This is a genomic window from Lentzea guizhouensis, from assembly GCF_001701025.1.
GTDB lineage: Bacteria > Actinomycetota > Actinomycetes > Mycobacteriales > Pseudonocardiaceae > Lentzea > Lentzea guizhouensis.
Genome location: NZ_CP016793.1, coordinates 7,705,360 through 7,724,391, shown reverse-complemented (window position 1 = coordinate 7,724,391; position 19,032 = coordinate 7,705,360). Strand labels below are relative to the sequence as shown.

21 protein-coding genes are annotated in these 19,032 nt (G+C 71.0%); 9 read left to right on the top strand and 12 right to left on the bottom strand.

The window, feature by feature from the left end:
• Positions 1–3: 3 nt before the first annotated feature.
• The 4 genes from BBK82_RS37150 to BBK82_RS37135 all read right to left on the bottom strand — a co-directional run bounded on the left by BBK82_RS37150 (position 4) and on the right by BBK82_RS37135 (position 4,318).
• Positions 4–1,275, bottom strand: coding sequence for an aspartate kinase (locus tag BBK82_RS37150; RefSeq protein WP_083268406.1), 1,272 nt, complete (start codon positions 1,273–1,275; stop codon positions 4–6).
• Between the two features lie 267 nt (positions 1,276–1,542).
• Positions 1,543–2,013 carry a helix-turn-helix transcriptional regulator gene (locus BBK82_RS37145; protein WP_170068026.1) on the bottom strand — a complete coding sequence of 157 codons (471 nt, stop codon included), beginning with the start codon at positions 2,011–2,013 and terminating at the stop codon, positions 1,543–1,545.
• A gap of 10 nt (positions 2,014–2,023) precedes the next feature.
• On the bottom strand, positions 2,024–2,278 hold the full coding sequence (locus BBK82_RS37140; RefSeq protein WP_065919123.1) for a hypothetical protein: 255 nt from the start codon (positions 2,276–2,278) through the stop codon (positions 2,024–2,026).
• 489 nt (positions 2,279–2,767) lie between these two features.
• A complete protein-coding gene (locus tag BBK82_RS37135; RefSeq protein WP_154697728.1) occupies positions 2,768–4,318 on the bottom strand; it encodes an ATP-binding protein in 1,551 nt (516 codons plus the stop codon).
• A gap of 307 nt (positions 4,319–4,625) precedes the next feature.
• Between BBK82_RS37135 and BBK82_RS37130 the strand changes: the two genes are divergently transcribed.
• Positions 4,626–5,795: an MFS transporter gene (locus BBK82_RS37130; protein WP_170068025.1), complete on the top strand. Its 1,170-nt coding sequence runs from the start codon at positions 4,626–4,628 to the stop codon at positions 5,793–5,795.
• A 172-nt stretch (positions 5,796–5,967) separates the two neighbouring features.
• On the top strand, positions 5,968–6,600 hold the full coding sequence (locus tag BBK82_RS37125; protein WP_065919120.1) for an HAD-IA family hydrolase: 633 nt from the start codon (positions 5,968–5,970) through the stop codon (positions 6,598–6,600).
• Here BBK82_RS37125 and BBK82_RS37120 read toward each other — a convergent pair.
• The 4 genes from BBK82_RS37120 to BBK82_RS37105 all read right to left on the bottom strand — a co-directional run bounded on the left by BBK82_RS37120 (position 6,597) and on the right by BBK82_RS37105 (position 9,285).
• The gene (locus BBK82_RS37120; protein WP_065919119.1) at positions 6,597–7,430 is read right to left on the bottom strand and encodes an aldo/keto reductase; all 834 of its coding nucleotides are present in this window, start codon (positions 7,428–7,430) and stop codon (positions 6,597–6,599) included. The two genes, BBK82_RS37125 and BBK82_RS37120, sit on opposite strands and share 4 nt — an antisense overlap.
• A 30-nt stretch (positions 7,431–7,460) precedes the next feature.
• Entirely contained in the window at positions 7,461–7,859 is a 399-nt protein-coding gene (locus BBK82_RS37115) for an ASCH domain-containing protein (protein ID WP_065919118.1), read from the bottom strand.
• Between the two features lie 87 nt (positions 7,860–7,946).
• Positions 7,947–8,291, bottom strand: coding sequence for an RNA polymerase-binding protein RbpA (locus tag BBK82_RS37110; protein WP_065919117.1), 345 nt, complete (start codon positions 8,289–8,291; stop codon positions 7,947–7,949).
• A gap of 238 nt (positions 8,292–8,529) precedes the next feature.
• Positions 8,530–9,285: a thymidine kinase gene (locus tag BBK82_RS37105; protein WP_065919116.1), complete on the bottom strand. Its 756-nt coding sequence runs from the start codon at positions 9,283–9,285 to the stop codon at positions 8,530–8,532.
• Between the two features lie 320 nt (positions 9,286–9,605).
• On the opposite strand from BBK82_RS37105, the gene BBK82_RS37100 reads away from it, so the two are divergent.
• Both BBK82_RS37100 and BBK82_RS37095 read left to right on the top strand, forming a co-directional pair.
• The gene (locus BBK82_RS37100; RefSeq protein WP_237047775.1) at positions 9,606–9,938 is read left to right on the top strand and encodes a PadR family transcriptional regulator; all 333 of its coding nucleotides are present in this window, start codon (positions 9,606–9,608) and stop codon (positions 9,936–9,938) included.
• Positions 9,935–10,849, top strand: coding sequence for a hypothetical protein (locus tag BBK82_RS37095; RefSeq protein WP_065919114.1), 915 nt, complete (start codon positions 9,935–9,937; stop codon positions 10,847–10,849). The genes BBK82_RS37100 and BBK82_RS37095 overlap by 4 nt, the downstream gene beginning before the upstream one ends.
• 39 nt (positions 10,850–10,888) lie before the next feature.
• Here the strand turns inward: BBK82_RS37095 and BBK82_RS37090 are convergent, their stop codons facing one another.
• Both BBK82_RS37090 and BBK82_RS37085 read right to left on the bottom strand, forming a co-directional pair.
• Positions 10,889–12,298 (bottom strand): MFS transporter, encoded by a 1,410-nt coding sequence (locus BBK82_RS37090; RefSeq protein WP_065919113.1) that lies wholly within the window; start codon positions 12,296–12,298, stop codon positions 10,889–10,891.
• A gap of 54 nt (positions 12,299–12,352) precedes the next feature.
• Positions 12,353–13,114 (bottom strand): glycerophosphodiester phosphodiesterase family protein, encoded by a 762-nt coding sequence (locus tag BBK82_RS37085; RefSeq protein ID WP_065919112.1) that lies wholly within the window; start codon positions 13,112–13,114, stop codon positions 12,353–12,355.
• Positions 13,115–13,416: 302 nt separating this feature from the next.
• Here BBK82_RS37085 and BBK82_RS37080 point away from each other — a divergent pair, with 302 nt between their 5' ends.
• The 3 genes from BBK82_RS37080 (at position 13,417) to BBK82_RS51005 (ending at position 16,494) form a co-directional block, all read left to right on the top strand.
• Positions 13,417–13,758 (top strand): hypothetical protein, encoded by a 342-nt coding sequence (locus BBK82_RS37080; protein WP_030475304.1) that lies wholly within the window; start codon positions 13,417–13,419, stop codon positions 13,756–13,758.
• Between the two features lie 72 nt (positions 13,759–13,830).
• The gene (locus tag BBK82_RS37075; protein ID WP_237047774.1) at positions 13,831–15,831 is read left to right on the top strand and encodes a putative bifunctional diguanylate cyclase/phosphodiesterase; all 2,001 of its coding nucleotides are present in this window, start codon (positions 13,831–13,833) and stop codon (positions 15,829–15,831) included.
• A gap of 321 nt (positions 15,832–16,152) precedes the next feature.
• Positions 16,153–16,494 (top strand): VOC family protein, encoded by a 342-nt coding sequence (locus tag BBK82_RS51005; RefSeq protein WP_154697727.1) that lies wholly within the window; start codon positions 16,153–16,155, stop codon positions 16,492–16,494.
• Positions 16,495–16,522: 28 nt separating this feature from the next.
• On the opposite strand, the gene BBK82_RS37065 is transcribed toward BBK82_RS51005, so the two are convergent.
• Complete coding sequence (locus BBK82_RS37065; protein WP_065919109.1) at positions 16,523–16,930, bottom strand: nuclear transport factor 2 family protein; 408 nt, start codon at positions 16,928–16,930, stop codon at positions 16,523–16,525.
• 84 nt (positions 16,931–17,014) lie between these two features.
• On the opposite strand from BBK82_RS37065, the gene BBK82_RS37060 reads away from it, so the two are divergent.
• Positions 17,015–17,473 carry a MarR family winged helix-turn-helix transcriptional regulator gene (locus BBK82_RS37060; RefSeq protein ID WP_065919108.1) on the top strand — a complete coding sequence of 153 codons (459 nt, stop codon included), beginning with the start codon at positions 17,015–17,017 and terminating at the stop codon, positions 17,471–17,473.
• A 127-nt stretch (positions 17,474–17,600) separates the two neighbouring features.
• On the opposite strand, the gene BBK82_RS37055 is transcribed toward BBK82_RS37060, so the two are convergent.
• Complete coding sequence (locus BBK82_RS37055; protein ID WP_179953848.1) at positions 17,601–18,065, bottom strand: PPOX class F420-dependent oxidoreductase; 465 nt, start codon at positions 18,063–18,065, stop codon at positions 17,601–17,603.
• Positions 18,066–18,075: 10 nt separating this feature from the next.
• Between BBK82_RS37055 and BBK82_RS37050 the strand changes: the two genes are divergently transcribed.
• Entirely contained in the window at positions 18,076–18,918 is an 843-nt protein-coding gene (locus tag BBK82_RS37050; protein WP_065919107.1) for an alpha/beta fold hydrolase, read from the top strand.
• Positions 18,919–19,032 lie beyond the last annotated feature (114 nt).

Below are 19,032 nucleotides of genomic sequence, written 5' to 3'. Positions count from 1 at the left end.
GAACTAGCTCCTTTCGCAGAGGTCGTCAGGGCGGGCCGTGTCCGGGTCGTGCAGGTCGAAGCGCTCGTGCAGCGTCCGCACGGAGTCGGGCACGCGGTCGCGGGGGACCAGGAACGTCGTGCGTTCCTGGCTGCACGACACGCACTCGGCCGGGATGCCCACCGCCGACAGGGCGTCGAGCCCCAGCGCGGTGAGACCGGGCCTGCTCAGCAGGCCGGTACCGACCGCGCAGACGCGGCCGAGGTCCTGGCGCAGGGTGATCACGCAGTCGTCGTCGGGCAGTTCCGCGCGCACGGCGGCCGCCGCCTCGTCCGCGGCGTCGTCGGTGACGCAGAACCGCATCCGCAGTGGAGCGTCCCGGTGGGACAACCACTGCACCGAGTCGACCGCGATCTCCAGACGCGCCAACGCCTGCAGCACCCGCGCACCGCCGTCGGCCAGCTCCCGGCCGGCCTCGACCACGACCTGGGTGACCTTCTCGTCGTGCGTCACCGCCACCACGCCGGCGCGTCCTTCGAGGACGTCCGAGTCGAGCATCTCCGCTCTCCCTCCGAAGATCGTGCTTCCCTCGCCGAGCCCGGACGAGTCGCGCACGACGATGTCCACGCCGTGCGCCGCGGCCAGCTCGACCGAACGCGGGTGCAGCACCCGTGCGCCGGAGAACGCCATCTCGGCCATCACCGCGGCGGGTAGCCGTTGCAGCAGCCCGGCACCCGGCACGACCCTGGGATCGGCGCTGGCCACCCCGCGCACGTCGGTGTAGATCTCGCACACCGGCGCCCCGTGGGCCACGGCCAGCGCGACCGCCGAGGTGTCCGACCCGCCGCGGCCGAGGGTGACCACGGCACCGTCGTCGTCGAGGGCCTGGAAGCCCGCCACGACGACCACGTGCCCGCGGTCGAGCCAGTGCCGCACGGTGCCGGTGTCGATCGAGGCGATCACCCCGGCTCCCGGCGGGCCCACCGCGCGCAGCCCGGCGTCCGGCCCGGACAGCGACACCGCGGGCACGTCCAGCTCGCGCAGCGCGATGGCGAGCAACGCGGCCGAGGCCAGCTCACCGGTCGCGAGCAGCTTGTCGGTCTCCCTCGGGTCCGGTGCTCCGCTCACCGCGGTGGCCGACCGGACCAGCTCGTCGGTCGTGGCGCCCCGTGCGGACACCACGACGACCACGGCGTTGCCGCCCGCGTAGGTCTGCGCCACCCGCCGGGCGACGGCGGCCACCTGGGCGTCGTCGGCCAGCGAGCTGCCGCCGTACTTCTGGATGCTGATCTCCATGCCACTCCATCCGGAATAAGCCCAGAAGGGGAGTCGGAATTACCACGGGACCGTCCGAGCGTTCTCACTCGTCGTGGGCTCGAACTCCGTCGCAATAGTTGTTCCCCGACGAGGTGGTGGGTGAAGCTCGCGCAAATACATGAACCTGGTCCGGACGACCGGGAAATGCGCGGCGGTTCTCTCACACGAATGAGTGAGGCCAGATGGCGGTGACGCGGAAATGAAAAGCGCCCGCCGGAGACCGGCGGGCGCGGACGGGAGCGGTGCTCAGCGACAGCGGCGCGAGGGGCGTTCCCGGTCGTGCGCGATCACCTGCAACGCCAGCTCGACCCGGTTGGTGACCTGCAGCTTCGTGAACGCGTTGCGGACGTGCGTGCCGATGGTGTTGGGGGAGAGGGTCAGGCGCGTGGCGATGGCCTTGTTGGTGAGTCCCCGCGCCACCAGCCGGGCCACCCTGACCTCGGTCTCGGTGAGGCTCGCCCACTGCTCCAGCGACGGCTCCGGCACCGGGTCGTCGAACCCGCGCCGCTGGACGGGGACGTCGGCGAGGTAGGTCGCGGTGCGGTCCGCGGCCAGCTCGGCACCGCACGCCTGCCACGTCTCCCGCGCCCGGTGCAGCAGCTCCCGGGACCGGTCGTGGTCATCGCGCACACACGCCAGCGTCCCGGCATCGGACAGCGCCGCCGCCGCGGCCGGACGCCGTTCGCACAACCGGTACAGCTCCGCGGCCCTGCCCACGGCGGCGAGGTCACCGTCGCAGCCCGTCGCGTGCGCGCAGCGGCGGCCACCCGAGCACACCGGGTTGAGCGCTGAGCTGCTGCGCGACCCGCACCACCTCGTCGACCCGCCGTTCGTCCTCCCTGCGGCGGGCCAGGCCCACCAGCACCGCCGCGACCGGCGTGGGTGCGGTGGCCATGATCGCCACCAGGTCCGTGCTGGTCAGCAGCACCTCGGCGACCTCGGCCGCCTCGTCGTGGCGGTCGGCGGCGCACAGCCAGAGCACCCGCCGCCACGCCAGCCTGGCCGCGCCCGGCGGCCACCGAGCTGCTCGGCATCGCGCAGGTCCTCCTCGGCCGCCCCGAGGTCACCGAGCGCGGTGCGGATCTCCGCGAGCAGCAACAACGCCCGCCAGCAACGGCGTGAACGACCGGTCCCGCGCGGTGCGCACGGCCAGGTCGGCGTCGGCCTCCGCCGTGCGCAACCTGCCGGTCGCCAGGTGCGCGGGCCCGGTGGTACTGCCAGCGCGCCATCGGCCACGCCGCACCCAGCTGCGCGGTCTCGTTGGCCACCACGCTCAGCGTCGAATGCGCCTCCTCGAACCGGTCCAGCGCCACCAGCGGCGCGCACAGCCACAACCGCGAGTGGTGCCTGCGCAGCAACGGCCCGGCCCGGTCCGCCTCGCGCACGGCGGTCCTGGCCAGCTCCAGCGCGGTGCCGAGCTCGCGCGGCGCAACGCGATCTGCGCCGCGCCGCCGACCCGAGCACGACCGCCTCACCCTGGCCGACCGCCAGCGCGACCGCGCTCTCCGCGGCGTCGGTGTGCCCGGCCGCCACCAGCCGGTACGCCTGCACCGCGGCCAGGTCGGCGGTCCTGCTCGGCCAGGTCCAGCCGGGCCGACGCCCGCCGCGCGTACTCCACGACCACGTGGTCGCCGCCGGGCTCCCGTCCGTCCGCCAGCTCGCCCAGCGCGCACACCAGCCGGGTCTCGGTCTCGGCCTCCTGCACCCGGTCGAGCTCCCTGACCGCCAGTCCACGCCTCCGCGGTCCGGCCGGCCGCGGCCAGCAGCCGCACCGCCTCGACCGCGAGCCCGGTGCTGCCGGGTGGTCGTCGCCGACCAGGTCCAGCAGCCGAACGGCCAGGTCGGCTGCCTGCTGCGTGCCACCGACCCGGTCGCGCACCGCCCTGCGCAGCGTCTCGACCACGGCGAGCGATCCGCGCCGGCCACCCCGTTCGAGGTGGTGCACGACCTCCTCGGCCGGGCGGCCCTCCGCGGAGACGACCTCGGCGGCCTCGCGGTGCAGCGCGACCCGCACCGGTTCGGCGAGCCCCGCGTAGACGACCCGGCGGACCAGCTCGCTGCGGAACGCGAGACCGCCGGAGCCGGGGGAGAGGACACCGGTCTCGACCAGCTGGGCCGAGGCCCGCAGCAGCTCCGAGACCGGTTTGCGCATCAACGCCGCGGCCTCGTGCACGGTGAACGCCCTGCCCAGCACGGCGCCGCGTCGAGCACCGCCGTGGCGGTCGGCGCGAGGTCGCCCAGCGCGGCACGGACGTCGCCGACCAGCCAGCCCGGCAGCGGGTGCAGGTCGGCGACCAGCGAGGCCGTCCCGTCCGCGACCGGATGTGCCGGCCTCGTGCAGCGCGCACGACCCGTTCCGCGTCCCCGTCGACGTCGGTCGCGATCGCCACGACGGGGGTCGGGTTCGGCCTGGAGCACGCGTGCGCACAGCGCCGCGGCGTCGTGACCGGTCGGCCAGCGCGGGCAGCAGCTGCGCGCCGGCGTCGAGCAGCACGTCGACCACCCCGCGCACGGCGGCGGAGGCCTGGGCCGGCCGCAGCGAGAGCAGCCACAGCACGGGCGTGGTCACCAGTCCCGGCACCAGGACGCGCAGGGCCAGCGCGGTGGCGTCGTCGGCGTGATGGAAGTCGTCCAGGCACACCAGCACGCCCTGGTCGGACGCGAGCCCCACCAGCTGCTCCCTGATCTGCCGCAACGCGGTGAGGTGGCCGACGTCGAAGTCACTGTGCGCGTCGGGCAGACCTGCGCTGAGCGCCGCTCTGAGAGTCGACAGGGGAGCGACACGGTCCACGTGCGTCGCACGGGCGTGCACCACCTTCACGCCGGTGCGCGCGGCCTCGGTCCGTACGTGGCTGACGAGCGCTCTACGACCGAGAACACCGCGCTGCTCCGCAACGAGCACGCTGCCCTCGCCGCGCGCCAACGCGGTCAGAGCAGCGGTGACGACCTCCGCGCTGTCGGCCGGGCCTGGTGATCGCTGTGCGGGTCGGGTCGATGTGGCGGGCTCGACATCCTGGAGCACAGCTCTCCTCCCCACTCGGACGCGGGCGTGGTGAGGCGGCCCCCACAGCGCCCCGGTACTACAGCTCGTACCCACTCGGTCACAGATCGGAACCGTCCATCCGGGTGGCAACCGGACATCCCGGCGCCGCTCCGATCCCGTCCCGACCATGGTCGCCCCGACATGCGCGAACAAGCGATCGTGCGGCCGAATCAACGGTGAATGCCTTCGGAACCCCGTAGTTCCGCACGTGAATTTGCTTAGCCGCGGAACAAGCCGTCAACCCTCTGTGCAATTGCCTTGTCGACGCGCATGCCTGGAGGGGGCAGTGAAGAGGATTTGGATATGGGCTTTGTTCAGCGGCGCGTTCGCGGTGGCGTGCACCGAATTCGCGGTCGTGGGACTGCTGCCCCAGATCGCCCGTGACCTGGAGGTGTCGGAGGCCGCGGCGGGCCAGCTGGTGACGCTGAACGCCGTGGCGTTCGCCATCAGCGCCCCCGTGCTCGCCGCCGTCTGCCACCGGATGGACCGCCGCAAGGTCCTGTTCGGTGCCCTGACGGTCTTCGCCCTCGGTCACCTCACCGCGGGCCTCGCCCCCAACTACCCGGTGCTGCTCGGCTCGCGCATCCTGTCCGGCGCCATGATGGGCCTCTACCTGGCCACCGCCATCGGCGCCGCCGCCCGCCTGGGTGGCGAGGAGAAGCGCGCGTCGTCCATCGCCACCATCCAGGCGGGCGTCAACACCGCCACCGCACTCGGCGTCCCGATCAGCACCCTGCTCGGCCACCAGATGGGCTGGCGGGTGCCGATGCTCGTGATCGGCGCGATGGCGTTGCTGTCACTGGGCTTCATCGCCGTCGCCCTGCCGCCCACCGGCGCCGACGACGGCCCGCCGCTGAAGGTCCGCCTGCGCGCCATCCGCACCGCGCCCGTGCTCGTCGGCCTCACCGCGATCACCCTGTTCTGGGGCGCCACCTTCACCGTCTACACCTACCTCGTCCCGCTGCTGGAACAGCGAGCGGGCCTCGACAGCACGATGGTGATCGTCGTCCTGGTCATCGCCGGCGTCTGCGCCGTGGTCGGCAACGTGATCGGCGGCAGGGGAGCGGACACCGACTCCCGCAAGACGCTGCTCATCACCTCCGCCATCACCTCGGTCGCCCTGCTCGCCGTGCTGCCGATGTCCACCAACGCCGTGCAGACCATCGCCCTGGTCGTGGTGTGGCAGCTGGCAGCCTGGTCGTTCGTCCCCGCCGTGCAGGCCGCGCTGTTCCAGGCCGCGGGGGAGGGCGGCGAGCTGGCCGTCTCGTTCGCGGTGTCGGCGTTCAACATCGGCATCGTCGCGGGCGCGGGCTTCGGCGGCATCGCACTGGACCAGGCCGGCCTGCCGGGCGTCGCGGTGCTGGGCGCGGCGCTGAGCCTGCTGGCGCTGGGGTTCGTGGTGCTGCTGGTGCGGTACGTGTCGCGGCGCAACCTGGTCGGAAGCAACGCCGAGTGACTCCGTGCGCTGCGGCCGCGCCAGACCGCAGCGCACGGACCGCCCGTCTGCTCGTCCTGCCGCCTGGCCACTCGTCGTGCCGTCTGCCGCCTCGGCCTGCCCGCACCGCGCTCGGCCTTCCACCCCGCAGCGCCCGCCCCGACCCCGCTCCCACCGCCCGAAGGGATGCCTCATGCGACTCGAGTTCGACGCCGTCCTGTTCGACCTGGACGGCACCCTGATCGACTCCACCGCCGCCGTCCGCAGGGCCTGGTTGCGCTGGGCCGAGGAGGAGGGCGTCGACCCCGCCGGCCTCGACGGCACCAAGGGCAAGCCGGCCAAGGACATCGTCGCCGCCCTGTTGCCGCCGGAGCGGCACGAGTCCGGTCTCGCCCGCTACTCCCACATCGCCACCCACGACCTCGAAGGCGTGGTCGTCCTGCCCGGCGCGCTCGAAGCCACCACCGCGGTCGGCGACCACAAGGCCATCGTCACCTCCTGCACCCGCGACGTCACCGCCGCCCGCACGACCGCCGCCGGCCTCCCGGTGACCGAGGTCCTGGTGACCGCCGACGACGTCGAGCGCGGCAAACCCGAACCCGTCCCGTACCTCAAGGCCGCCGAACAGCTCCGCGTCGACCCCCGGCGTTGCCTGGCCGTCGAGGACACCGCATCCGGCCTCGCCTCCGGCCGCGCCGCGGGGTGCACCACGCTCGGCATCGGCACGGACCTGGACGCCGACATCGTCGTGCCCGACCTGTCCCACGTCCGCTTCGAGGTCTCCGGCGGCCGGGTGACCCTGCTGGCCCGAACCGAGCAGGTCTAGAGCACGTCGAGCGGCTCAGGACCCTCCGGCGGCGGGAACGCCGCGTTCAGGTCGGCCAGATCGGCTTCGGTCAGCCGGATGTCGGCCGCGGCGGCGTTCTCCCGCACGTGGGCGAGCGAGCTGGACTTCGGGATGGCGTTGACGCCCGGCAACCGCAGCACCCACGCCAGCGCGATCTGGGCGGGCGTCGCCCCGTGCCGCCGCGCGACCTCCGCCAGCACCGGCGAGGACAGCAGCCGGCCCTGTTCGACGGGGGAGTAGGCCATCACCGGGATGGACCGCTCGGCCAGCCACGGCAGCAGGTCGTGCTCGGGCCCGCGGCGGCTGAGGTTGTAGAGGACCTGGTCGGTCTGACAGCCGTCGGACAACGCCGTCAGCTCGCCCATGTCGGCCACGTCGAGGTTGCTCACGCCCCAGTGCCGGATCTTGCCCGATCGGACGAGTGCGGCGAACCCGTCGAGCGTGTCCTGGAAGGGCACCCGCCCGCGCCAGTGCAACAGGTACAGGTCGAGGTGGTCGGTGCCGAGCCGCCGCAGACTGGCCTCGCACGCCCGCACGGTCCCGGCGGCGCTGGCGTTGCGGGGGAGCACCTTCGACACGAGGAACACCTCGTCCCGGCGGCCCCGCACGGCCTCGCCGACCACCTGCTCGGCACGCCCGTCGGCGTACATCTCGGCGGTGTCGATCAGCGTCATGCCCAGGTCGAGCCCCAGCCGCAGCGCCGCGACCTCGTCGTCCCGCGCGGCCCTGGACTCGCCCATGTGCCACGTGCCCAGGCCGAGGGCCGGCACGGCCTCACCGGAGGGGAGCGTCACGCGCGCGGTCGTCATGCGGCCAGGATGCCCGGCTGACCGGCCATGTCACCCGCCGATCAGCCGGAACCACACGCACACGACAGGTGCGTTGTCGCCGACCTCGGTCCCGGAGTGCCGCGACCAGAACCCGGCGTGGACCTGCCGCCAGTGCTCGACCGACGTGAAGCCCTCGCCTTCGGCCTCGGCGAACTCCCAGCTGACGCGGCCGAACGGCGTGACGAGCACGGCCGTGACCTCGACGGTCGCGATCCGGGTGCCGGCACTGTCGACGAGGGCCATCCGCTCACCGACGTGCTCCGGCGGTTCACCGTCTGCCGTGTAGTCGGTGAGCAGGCCCGCGGTGGCCCGCTTGGTGCCGGCGAGCACGAGGGCGGTGAGCCGGTCCCGCTGCTCGCCGGGCATGCCGAGCTCCATCGTGCGCAGTCCGTCGAGGCGTGGCCACATGATCAAGTTCTAGCACGCCGGACACCCCGGGCACGCAAAAAGCCGCCCCGGTAGGCGACCGGGACGGCTTGAGCGTCTGTGCTCGGATCAGGCCGTGCGGGTGCGGCGTCCGCGCAGCTCTTCGAGGCGCTCGTCGAGCAGCTCCTCGAGCTCGGGGATCGACCGGCGCTCCAGGAGCATGTCCCAGTGCGTGCGCGGCGGCTTGATCTTCTTCACCTCCGGCTCGACGCCGTCGATGATCTTCGACTCGGTGCCGTGGAGACGGCACTCCCAGGTCGGAGGCAGTTCGGCGTCGTCGGAGAACGGGACCTCGAAGTCGTGTCCCTTGGGGCAGGCGTACCGCGCTGCCCGGCGCGGAGCGAGATCGTGGTTGCGGTCGGTCTCGTAGCTGACTGCTCCGAGCCGGCTTCCACGCAAAACGCGGTCGGCCATGGCGGTGTCCTTTCGCTCGGCTCAGGGCCGGGGCCCAGGCTTCTTGCTCACCGTGTGCAACGCCCGGATTGCTCCGTTTGTTTCCGGTTCGCTCTCATGGTCGCCCACAGTGACGTCGTTCACTCGTCAACGAAGGCTTCCTACTAATGGATGCGATCGCTCAAGGATCGTGACGCGTTATCAAGCTACTGGGCTTATGCGTCACTCTAACGGCCTAGTGGGGCCGGTGGGTAGTCGGCTAGGCCAACCGAAGTTGGCCACTTTGTGCGACGTCAGGGCCCAAGTCGCCCAGTCGGAAGTGACGCCGACAGAGCACCTGGTAGCGGACAGTAGTTTCCGTGGTTTCGGTTACAGAGTTGCTCTCCGCACCCGACCGGTGCTGTTCCGTGTCCGGCACCGTGTCCGCGACCAGAACCGTGTCCCCGGCCCGGATCACCCGTCCGGCCCGCACCCGTGCGTTGAACCGTCCCGGAACTCCGCACCAGCACAGGACCTCGACCTGGATCGCCTTCAGCTCGTCCGCGAGCTCGAACAACCGCCGCGACCCCGGGAACATCTCCCCGCGGAAGTCGGTGGCCAGCCCGAAGCAGTACACGTCGACCTGGACGTCGTCCGCGAGCTCGGCCAGCTGTTCCACCTGTCCGGGTGTCAGGAACTGCGCCTCGTCCACGATCAGGTAGTCCACCCGCCGGCCCTCTGCCCACTCGGCGCGCACCAGCCGGCGGAGATCGTCGTCGCGGATCTCCGCGGCCTCCCTGGTGATGCCGATCCGGCTGGAGATCTGCGGCCGCCCCGACCGGTCGTGCCGCACCAGCAGCAGCCCGCGACGACCCTGCCGCGAGTTGTTGTGGTCGATCTGCAGCGCCAGCGTCGACTTGCCGCAGTCCATGGGCCCGAAGAAGAACTTCAGGTGCCCCACCACCGGAGTCGACCGGCGCGAACCCGCGACAGGTACGGCGGACAGGGCGTCTGTCGGATCGGGGAGGGCGTCCACGGCGGGTCACCCTAGTGCCTGGCGGGTGATCAACAGGAATCGGCTGATCAACGCCGACGAGCACCGCGGAGTCCCCGCGCTGTGTCGTTGTCCATCGTGCTCCTCCTGTTGTGCTTCGCCGAACTTCGGTGGGCACGAGGTAGCCGCTGCGCCGACCGTCGAAACATCAGGTTTGAATCCATCTCCGAACGGGCGACATCGCTCGACCGCCGAGGTGCTTGGACGTTCTTCAAAGCTCTATAACTTCAGTGTTGACTATAATCAGCCACCTTCGATGGCCCGATCCCCGATATAGCTCGCGACGCGATATATTCAACGACATGAACGGTCGGCTCATGTCCGAACAGGCGTTCCTCGTGCTCACCGCGCTCGCCGAAGAGCCGCTGCACGGGTACGCGATCGTGCACGCGGTGGAGCAGCTGTCCGAGGGACGCACGGTGCTGCGGGTCGGCACGTTGTACGGCGTGCTGGACCGGCTGGTCGCCGACGGCCTGGCCGAGCGCGACCGCGAGGAGGTGCACCAGGGGCGGCTGCGGCGCTACTACAAGCTCACCGACTCCGGGGTGCGGGCGTTGCAGGCGGAGGTGGCGCGGCTCAGCGCGAACGTGCGGGCGGCGTCGGCGGTGTTGCGGGGGAGAGGGATCGAGGCATGAACAACCTGGAGCGCCGGTACCGGCGGCTGCTGAAGGTCCTGCCGGGCTGGTACCGGCAGGACCGCGAGGAGGAGATGGTCGGCATCTTCCTCGCGGAACGGACCGACGCGCTGGACCTGGAGCACAGCTGGCCCGGCTGGGGAGAGCTGTGGGCGACGCTGGGGCTCGCGGTCCGCACTCACCTGGCCGCGGGTGCGGCGCTGGTGCACGTGCCGGACCGGGCACGGTGGCGTGGTGAGGTCGTGCGGGCGCTGGGGATGCTCGGGCTGTTGCTCGGCGTGTTCTACGCGGGTGCGGCGCTCACGAGCGCGGCGCTGAGCCACGGTGATCCGCTGTGGGGGTCCTCGGTCACCTGGCTGCGGGTGTTCGACGCGGCGCCGGTCGCGGCGTTCGTGGCGTTGCTGGCGGGGCGGCGCACGCCGGCGAAGCTGCTGGCGGCGTTGGGGTTCGTGCCGACCGTGCTGGCGTTGGCGACGCCGGGCCCCTTGGTGTACTGGGCGGCGTTCCAGTTGCCGTCGGTGGTGCTGTTCGTGGCGTTGTGCCTGGGTTTCCACCGGGAGGCGCCCACGCCGCCGGCGAGCAGGCAGGCCTGGTGGGGTGGGGGAGCGGCGCTGCTGGGCGTGGTCGGCGGGTTCACCACGGGCTACGGGCTGCTGGTCGTGGTCGCCGCGGTGGCCGTCGTGCGGGTGGTGGCGTTCGTGCGCGGCGATGTGGTGCTGGGGCGCGCGCTGTCGCTGTTCGCGGTGCTGCTGCTGGTGCCGGTCCTGGCGTTCACGCAGGTGGCGTTCCTCGTGCGGCAGGACGTGCCGTTCGGGCTCGCGGTCGCGATGGCGGCGGTGCTGGTGGCCGTGGTGGCGTCGCCGGTGCGGCGGCGTGCGGCTCGCGGGGCTGTGAACCCGGTGGCGGGGTAGGGGAGTGGTGGCGCCGGGGAGCGGCGCCACCACCGCCGGTCAGACGAGGGCCGGTTCGTCGTTGCCGACTGCCTTGATGGCCCGGCGGACCGGGACGAAGATCAGCAGCACGAAGCCGACGACGAAGAAGATGATCAGGGCGAGGATGGCGGGGCGCAGGCTGCCGGTGGCCTGGCCGACGCCGGCGAAGACCAGGGGGCCGAGCCAGCTGGTGGAGCGCTCGCCCACCTCGTAGAGGGAGAAGTACTGCGCTTCGCGTCCTGGCGGGACCATCTGGCTGAAGAGGCTGCGGGACAACGCGTTGGTGCCGCCGAGCACGATGCCGATGCCGGCGGCGACGAGGTAGAACTGCATCTCGTCGCCTGCCTGGACGAAGAACGCCGCGGTGATGACGACGATCCACACGAGCAGTGAGCCGAGGATCGTCTTCTTGGCGCCGACGCGTTTGGCGACGAAGCCGTGCAGCACGCCGCCGAGGAAGGCGACGAACTGGACGATCAGGATCACGGTGATCAGCGTCTGCTGTTCGAACTTGAGCTCGACGCTGCCGTACTGGGCCGAGACGTTGGCGACGGTGGCGATGCCGTCGGTGTAGATGAGGTAGGTGCCGAGGAACGCGAGCGTGAGCGGGAAGGCCTTGGCCTGCCTCAGGGTCGTGCCGAGCTCCTTGAAGCCGGCGGAGACGACCGAGGTGCCGTGTTCGCGGCCGTGCGGGGACTGGTGCTCGGTGAGGGCGCGCAGCGGGATGATCGTGAAGGCCGCCCACCAGATGCCGGAGATGACGAACGCGATGCGCGCGGCGTCGCCGGAGGTGATGCCGAGGGCGTCGGCGGACAGGGTGATGCCGAGCTGGATGGCGAGGGCGACGCCGCCGCCGAGGTAGCCGAAGGCCCAGCCGCGGCTGGAGACGGCGTCGCGTTCGTCGGGTGTCGCGATCTCGGGCAGGAAGGCGTAGTAGACGACGACGCTGGAGCCGTAGCAGATGTTCGCGATGATGAAGAGCAGGACGCCGAGCTTCCAGTTGGTGCCTTCGACGGCCGCGAGCGCGATGGTGGCGGCGGAGCCGGTGAAGGCGAAGAAGCCGAGCATCTTCTTCTTGTTCTGGGTGCGGTCGGCGATGGCGCCCATGACGGGCAGCACGATCACCTGGACCACGGTCGCGATGGAGAGCAGGTAGCCCCACAGCGAGCCGGAGGGGAACTGCAGGCCGAGGATCGTGACGTCGCAGTGGTCGAACGCGTTGTCGTTGGCGCACGGGTTGGCGCCGTTGAGCGCGGTGTCGGCCTTGGCGGCGCTGGTCGCGATGCTGGTGAGGTAGAGCGAGAGGAAGACGGTGATCACGGACGTGGGGAAGACGGAGTTCGCCACGTCGTACCAGACCCAGCCGCGCTGTTCCCTGCGGCGGCCGGCGGTGGTGGCGTCGGTGGGGTCGTCGCCCTTGACCTTCATGTCGGCGGACTGTACTTGTCCGCCGACGCGTCCGATGATCGGCTGCCCAACCTGTTACCAGGTGCCGCGGGAGCGCAGGACCTCGCGCAGGACGTCGGGGCGGTCGGTGACGAGACCGTCGACGCCGAGGTCGAGCAGGGCGCGCATGTCGGCTTCCTCGTTGATCGTCCACACGTGCACTTCGAGTGCCCTTTTGTGGGCGGCGTCGACGAAGCGGCGGTCGACGACGGTGAGCTTGCCCTGGTTGCGGGGGACCTGGGCGACCTGGCCGCGGACGGCGAGGCCGGCGAACGGGATGCGGCCGGCCGCCCAGAGCGCGCCTGCGGAGCGGGGGCCCATGGAGGTGAACAGGCCGGGTCCGCCGGTGCGGCGCAGGCGGGCGAGGCGGTTGTCGGAGAAGCTCGCGAGGCAGACGCGGTGCAGGGCTTTGGCCTTGCGCAGCAAGGCGAGGATGGGTTCGACGGCGTTGTCGGCCTTGACGTCGATGTTGAAGAACGTGTCGGGCAGCTCTTCCAGCACGTCGGCGAGCCGGGCGATGGGTTCGCGGCCGCCCACGCGTGCGGTGCGGACCTCGGTCCAGGGCAGTTCCGCGACCTTGCCGGTGCCGTCGGTGGTGCGGTCGAGGGTGTGGTCGTGGTGCACGACCACCTCGCCGTCGCTGGTGGCGTGGACGTCGGTCTCGATGTAGCGGTAGCCCTCCTGCACGGCACGCCGGAAGGAGCTCAGCGAGTTCTCCATGCCGGTGAGGTCGTCGACGTGCCAGCCGCGGTGGGCGAAGGCTCGGGGGTGCGGGCCGGCGAGGTACGGGTGGGTCACGGGTGGAGTGTGCCTGGTGGAGCTGGCTCTGGGGTGGACAGTGGGTGGCGTGACACTTTCTTCTCAATCTCTATGACTTCAGTGTTGCCTGAATTTAAACATCTGCGATAATCTCGCCCCACACAGCGTCAACTGCGTGAACAAACGCCGAATACGAGAAGACGCCAGGGTGATGAGCACGCTCTCACCTCTTCCTCGCCGGGTCGGCTCGCACCGGCGGTGGTGTCCGGTTCCCTACGAACGTCGGGGTTTGTGGCGCGTCGCTTACGTCACCCCCGGCCCATTCGCTACCGTCGCGCGCCATGGAGCGCTCCATGGAGGCGGATGAGCCCAGGCATTGTGCGTGGTGCGGGCGGCGGTTGCCGGGGAGTGGGCGGATCGGCCGGCCGCGCAGGTACTGTGCTCAGCCGTGTCGTCAGCGGGCGTACGAGCGGCGGGCGGCGTTGCAGCGGGGTGGGCTTCCCGAGGACGCCGTGGTGCTGAGCACGGCGGAGTTGGCAGACTTGCAGGACCGGTTGTTCCAGCTGCGGTGTGCCGCGGAGGACGTGGTGACGGCGGCGCAGGACGGCGCGGAGAACGAAGAGCTGCGCAAGTTGGCGGCGGAGTTGGTGGAGTCGGCGAAGGGGTTGGAGCGGCTGCGTTAGCCGTTCGTAATCCAGCGAACCAACCGGCGTAGCGGGTTGCTTACGTCCGGTGATCGGACGATCATGACGCGCGTGACCTCCTATTGCCGCACGGTGCTGGACCGGGCGGATGTCGGCTATGCCGTGACGGATGCGCGCGGGAGCCTGTTGTGGTGCAACCGTGCGCTGGGCGCTGTGCTGGGTGTTCCGGTCGAGCAGGCGTACGGGCGGTCGTTGCCCGCGTTGTTGCCGGGGGTGCCGGAGGTGCCTTCTCCTGCGCGGGAGGTGCTGGCGCCGGGGCCGCGGTGGCTGGAGGTGCGGTGCAGCCGTCTTGGTGACGACCTGATGTACGAGGTCGTGGACGTGTCGATGTGGCGTGACCGGGAGTTGACGGTGACGCAGGAGGCGGACGCGTTGCGGCGGGCTCAGGCGCTGGGGCGGATGGGCACGTGGGAGTGGTCGATCCGTGAGGACCGGGTGACGTGGTCGGACACGTTGCTGGAGATGTTCGGGTTCGCGGCGGGGACGGCGTTCGACTTCGAGATGTACGCGCAGCTGGTGCACCCGGACGACCTGCCGATGATCGAGGAGACGCTGGACAGGGCGTTGAAGACGGGGTCGGTGTTCACGTACACGCATCGGATGTTGCGTCCGGACGGTGCGGAGCGGGTGTTCGAGTGTTTCGGTGAGGTCGTGGTGGACGACGCCGGGGCTCCGTTGCGGGCGTTGGGGACGGCGCATGACGTGACGCAGTCGTCGCGGGTGCACGACGAGCTGGTGCGGATGGCGGAGCAGGACCCGTTGACGGGGTTGCCGAACCGGCGTGCGTTGACGCGGGCGTTGGAGAAGGAGCTGGCGAACAACGGTTCTGGTGCGTTGCTGGTGCTGGATCTGGACAACTTCAAGGACGTCAACGATCTGCGTGGTCATGCGGTGGGGGACCGGGTGATGCGGATGCTGGCGTCGGCGTTGCAGTCGCGGTTGGGTGAGAAGTTGATCGCGCGGCTGGGTGGGGACGAGTTCGCGGTGGTGTTGCCGGGGGCGTCGGGGCGGGACGCGAGTGTGGTGGCGGATGGGTTGCGGGACGCGGTGGCGGGTTTTCCGCTGGCGGGGATCGGGACGCCGGCGCGGATCACGGTGAGCACGGGGTTGGCGGAGTACGGGCCGGGTGACTCGTGGGAGTTGGTGCTGGCGAACGCTGATCTGGCGTTGTACGCGTCGAAGGCGGCGGGTCGGGACCGGGTGACGGTGTACGAGCCGAACCATTACGCGGACACGGTGAAGCGGGTGTCGGTGCTGGACCGGTTGCGGCAGGCGCTGGCGGGTGAGGGTCTGGCGTTGTACGGGATGCCGATGGTGGAGCTGGCGTCGGGCAAGACGCTGGGGCATGAGTTGTTGTTGCGGTTGGAGGACAACCAGGAGCCGTATCTGGGTCCTGCGGATTTCTTGCCGGTGGCGGAGCGGTCGAACCTGATCTTGGAGGTGGACCGGTGGGTGTTGTCGACGGCGATCGACGCGTTGGTGGCGGAGCCGAGTGCGTCGTTGCGGTTCAACGTGAACGTGTCGGGGCGGACGTTGGAGGATCCGGACTTCGCTGATTTCGTGTTGGACGTGCTGGGGCGTGCGGGGGTGGCGCCGGGGCGGTTGGGGTTGGAGATCACGGAGACGGCGGCGGTGACGAACTTGGACGCGGCGGTGTCGTTGGCGACGCGGTTGCGGCAGTTCGGGTGTCGGATCACGTTGGACGACTTCGGGTCGGGGTTCGGGTCGTTTGTGCATTTGAAGCACTTGCCGATCACGGGGATCAAGATCGATGGTGAGTTCGTGAAGGGGATCGAGACCAGTGACGCGGATGCGGTGCTGGTGTCGGGGATCGTGCAGATCGCGAACGGGTTGGGGTTGTCGGCGGTGGCGGAGTGGGTGGAGCGGCCGTCGCAGGTGGAGGCGTTGCGTCGGTTGGGGGTGCGGGTGGGGCAGGGTTTTCACCTGGGTCGGCCGGTGCCGTTGCGTGATGTGGTGAACGCGGAGCGCATGCCGCCGAATGGTGCATTGTCGTCTCGGGTGGTCGGAGCAGAGGATGGTGCGCGCTCCTGATCACCGCCTGATGGGATGCCCGTGTCGTCTTGTGGTCTGCGTCGTCTTGAGTTGAGTGTTGTCGAGCCTGAGCTGTCGGTGGACTTCTTCGCCGGTGTGTTCGGGTGGACGGTGATTGCGGATCCGGGTGGGTCGTTCACGGGGTGGGTGGGTGATCGGCTGGCGGCGCAGGTTGTTGCGGGGCACGGGGGTTGGCGTGTCGTGTTCGGGGGCGACGGGGCGCGTGAGCTGTCCGGTGGGTCCGGTGTGGACACGGGTCGGGTGTTGCACGGTCCGTGGGCTCCTGTGCCGCGGGTGGGGGAGCCGTGCTGGGTGGAGTTGATGGTCGCTGAGCCTGATGACGGGTATTGGGCGGCGGAGCTGGGGTGGGAGACGCGGGTCGAGTCGGAGGACTTCGCGTTGTTCTTGTCGGCGCGGCATGGTGGTCCGCGGCCGGTGGCGGGTCGGTTGCGGACGTCGCGGTCGTCGGGGTGGGTGCCGTACTTCGCGGTGGACAGCGTTGAGCAGACGTGTGTGCGGGTGTCCGAGTTGGACGGTCGGGTGCTGGTGGAGCCTTTGGTCGTCCCGACTGGACTGGTCGCGTCGGTCGTGGGTCCGCACGGTGGGGAGTGCGTGGTGCTGGAGCGGCCGGCGGGCTGGGGTGGGACGTGGTCGGCGGGTTAGGTCGTGTTCCGCGGTCTCGGTCGGCGGGTCAGCGGATCCAGGCGAGGGTGGTGCGGGACTCGCGCAGTCGCCAGCCGTGGGGTGTGCGCACGACGGTGCAGTGCAGGCGCAGGCCGCTGGTGCGGTGGGGTGGCTGGCCGTCGCGGTAGAAGTGGACGAGTGAGTGCGCGGTGGTGGTGGCGTGGTCGTCGTCCAGTTCGACGAGCAGGTCGGTGGTGAGGTGTTGGGTGTGTTCGCCGGGTGCTTCGGTGCGGTGCAGGTGGGCGATGACGGTGTCGAGGCCGCGCAGTTCGCCGTTGCGGGGTGAGTGGAGCTCGACGTCGGTGGTGAAGACGGTGTGGGCGTCGTTCCAGCGTTTGTCGTCGAGCAGGTGGGCGAGGCGGGCGAAGAGGTCGGCGATCTCGATGCGGTCGGTGGTCTGGGTGTCGGTGAGCATGGTTCCCCGGTGAGGTCGGCTGGTCGTTGGTGCGGCCAACACTACGTGTTTTCGTTGGTTGCGCCAACGAGTTAGTATCCGGGCATGTCCGAGACGCCGGCCCGCCTGGCCATGACGCCCAGCTGGTTGCTCGCCCAGCTGGCCGTGCACGCGCACCGGTTGTCGGCCGCCGGGTTCGCCGCGGCCGGTGCGCGGGGCTACCACTACCGGGTGCTCGCGTCGCTGGCGGAGTTCGGTGCGGCGAGCCAGGCCGAGCTGGGCCGGCGGTCCACGATGGACCGCAGTGACGTGGTGGCGGCGGTCACCGAGCTGGCGGAGCGGGGTTTCGTGCAGCGGGCGCCGGATCCGCGCGACGGCAGGCGCAACGTCGTGAGCCTCACCGACGCCGGTGCGGGGCAGCTGCGCGCGTTGGACGAGGCGCTGGCGGGGGTGCAGGAGGAGCTGCTCGGTCCGCTGGCGGCGGGGGAGCGGCAGGCGTTGACCGGCCTGCTTTCCCGGCTGCTCGCCCACCACCGGCAGACGGCGGGCCCTTCACCCAGCTAGTGCGGTGACCACGAACCTTTGCCGCGTTTCGCGGCGGTCAGACGGGTGCATTGTGGGGCCGGTCCCACGATGCACCCGTCTGAGCGTCGGGAAACACGGTGAAGATCGTGGTCACCGCACTAGTGGCTCACGCGTCGAGCTCGGGCGGGAACCCTCCGGTGGCGATCGGGCCCCACGAGTCGATCGTGACGCGGATGAGGGCCTTGCCCTGGCGCAGCATGGCGGCGCGGTACTCGTCCCAGTCGGGGTGTTCGCCGGCGATGCAGCGGTAGTACTCGACGAAGTCGTCGAGCGCCTCGGGCAGGTCGAGGACCTCGGCGGTGCCGTCGACCTGGACGTAGGGGCCGTCCCAGTCGTCGGAGAGCACGCACATCGTAACCGCGGGGTTGCGGCGGGCGTTGCGGACCTTCGCGCGCTGGGGGTAGGTGGCGATGACGATGCGGCCCTGCGAGTCGACGCCGCAGGACACGGGGGAGACCTGCACGCCGGTGGTGCTGGAGCGGTGGGTGATGAGCAGGCCGTGGTGGCGGGTGCGGAGGAACTCGAGCAGCTGCGGCCGGTCGACGAGGTCGGCCGTGGCGATCTTCGGCATGATGTGCAGCATGGCACGGTTCACCTCGTTCGACGGCACTCAGCTCGCCTACCGGGAAGAAGGGCGGGGCGCGCCGCTGCTGGTGCTCGCGGGTGGTCCCGGCCGGGCGTCGGAGTACCTGGAGACCCTCGGTGGCCTGGACCGGCATCGCACGCTGGTCGTCCTGGACAACCGCGGTACCGGTGGCTCGGACGAGCCGGCCGACCCGTTCACCTACCGCCGCGACATGCTGGTGCGCGACGTGGAGATGCTGCGCCGGCACCTGGGCCTGGACCGCGTCGACGTGCTCGGTCACTCCGCGGGCGCCGGCATCGCCATGGGGTGCGCGGCGGACTTCCCCGACCGCGTCGGCAAGCTGGTGCTGCTCACCCCGGCGCTGCGGTCGGTGGGCCTGTCGCCGGAGCAGAGCGACTGGGACACCTTCCTCGCCCGGCGGGCGGGTGAGCCGTGGCTCGCGGCCGCGCAGACCGCCCTGGAACGCAACGCCGCCGGTGACGACTCGGTGGAGAACCGGGTCGCCGCCTCGCCGCTGCTCTACGCGCGGTGGGACGAGCGGGCCCGGGCGCACGCGCGGGCGGAGCTGGGGCAGTGGAAGTACCCGGTGGCGCTGGGCTACAACGCCGAGGGCGCGTTCGTGCCGGGTGTGCTGCGGCGGGCGTTGACGGAGTTCGACCACCCGGTGCTGGTGTACGCGTGCGGGGAGGACCCGATCTCGCCGGTGCGGCGGTGCCGGGAGCTGGCGGAGCTGTTCCCGGACGCGACGGTGACCGTCCACGACGGAGTGGGGCACTACCCGTGGGTGGAGGAGCCGGACGAGGTGTCGGGGCGGATCGCGGCGTTCCTCGACGCCTGACCGAGGCCGGTCCTGGGGTGCAAGCCGGGCAGCGGGAGACGTGGCTGAGCAGTTCGGCGGGCGAGGCGCTGGCGCTCGTGTCGCCGCGCACATCGTCGCGAACGGAAGGCGGAT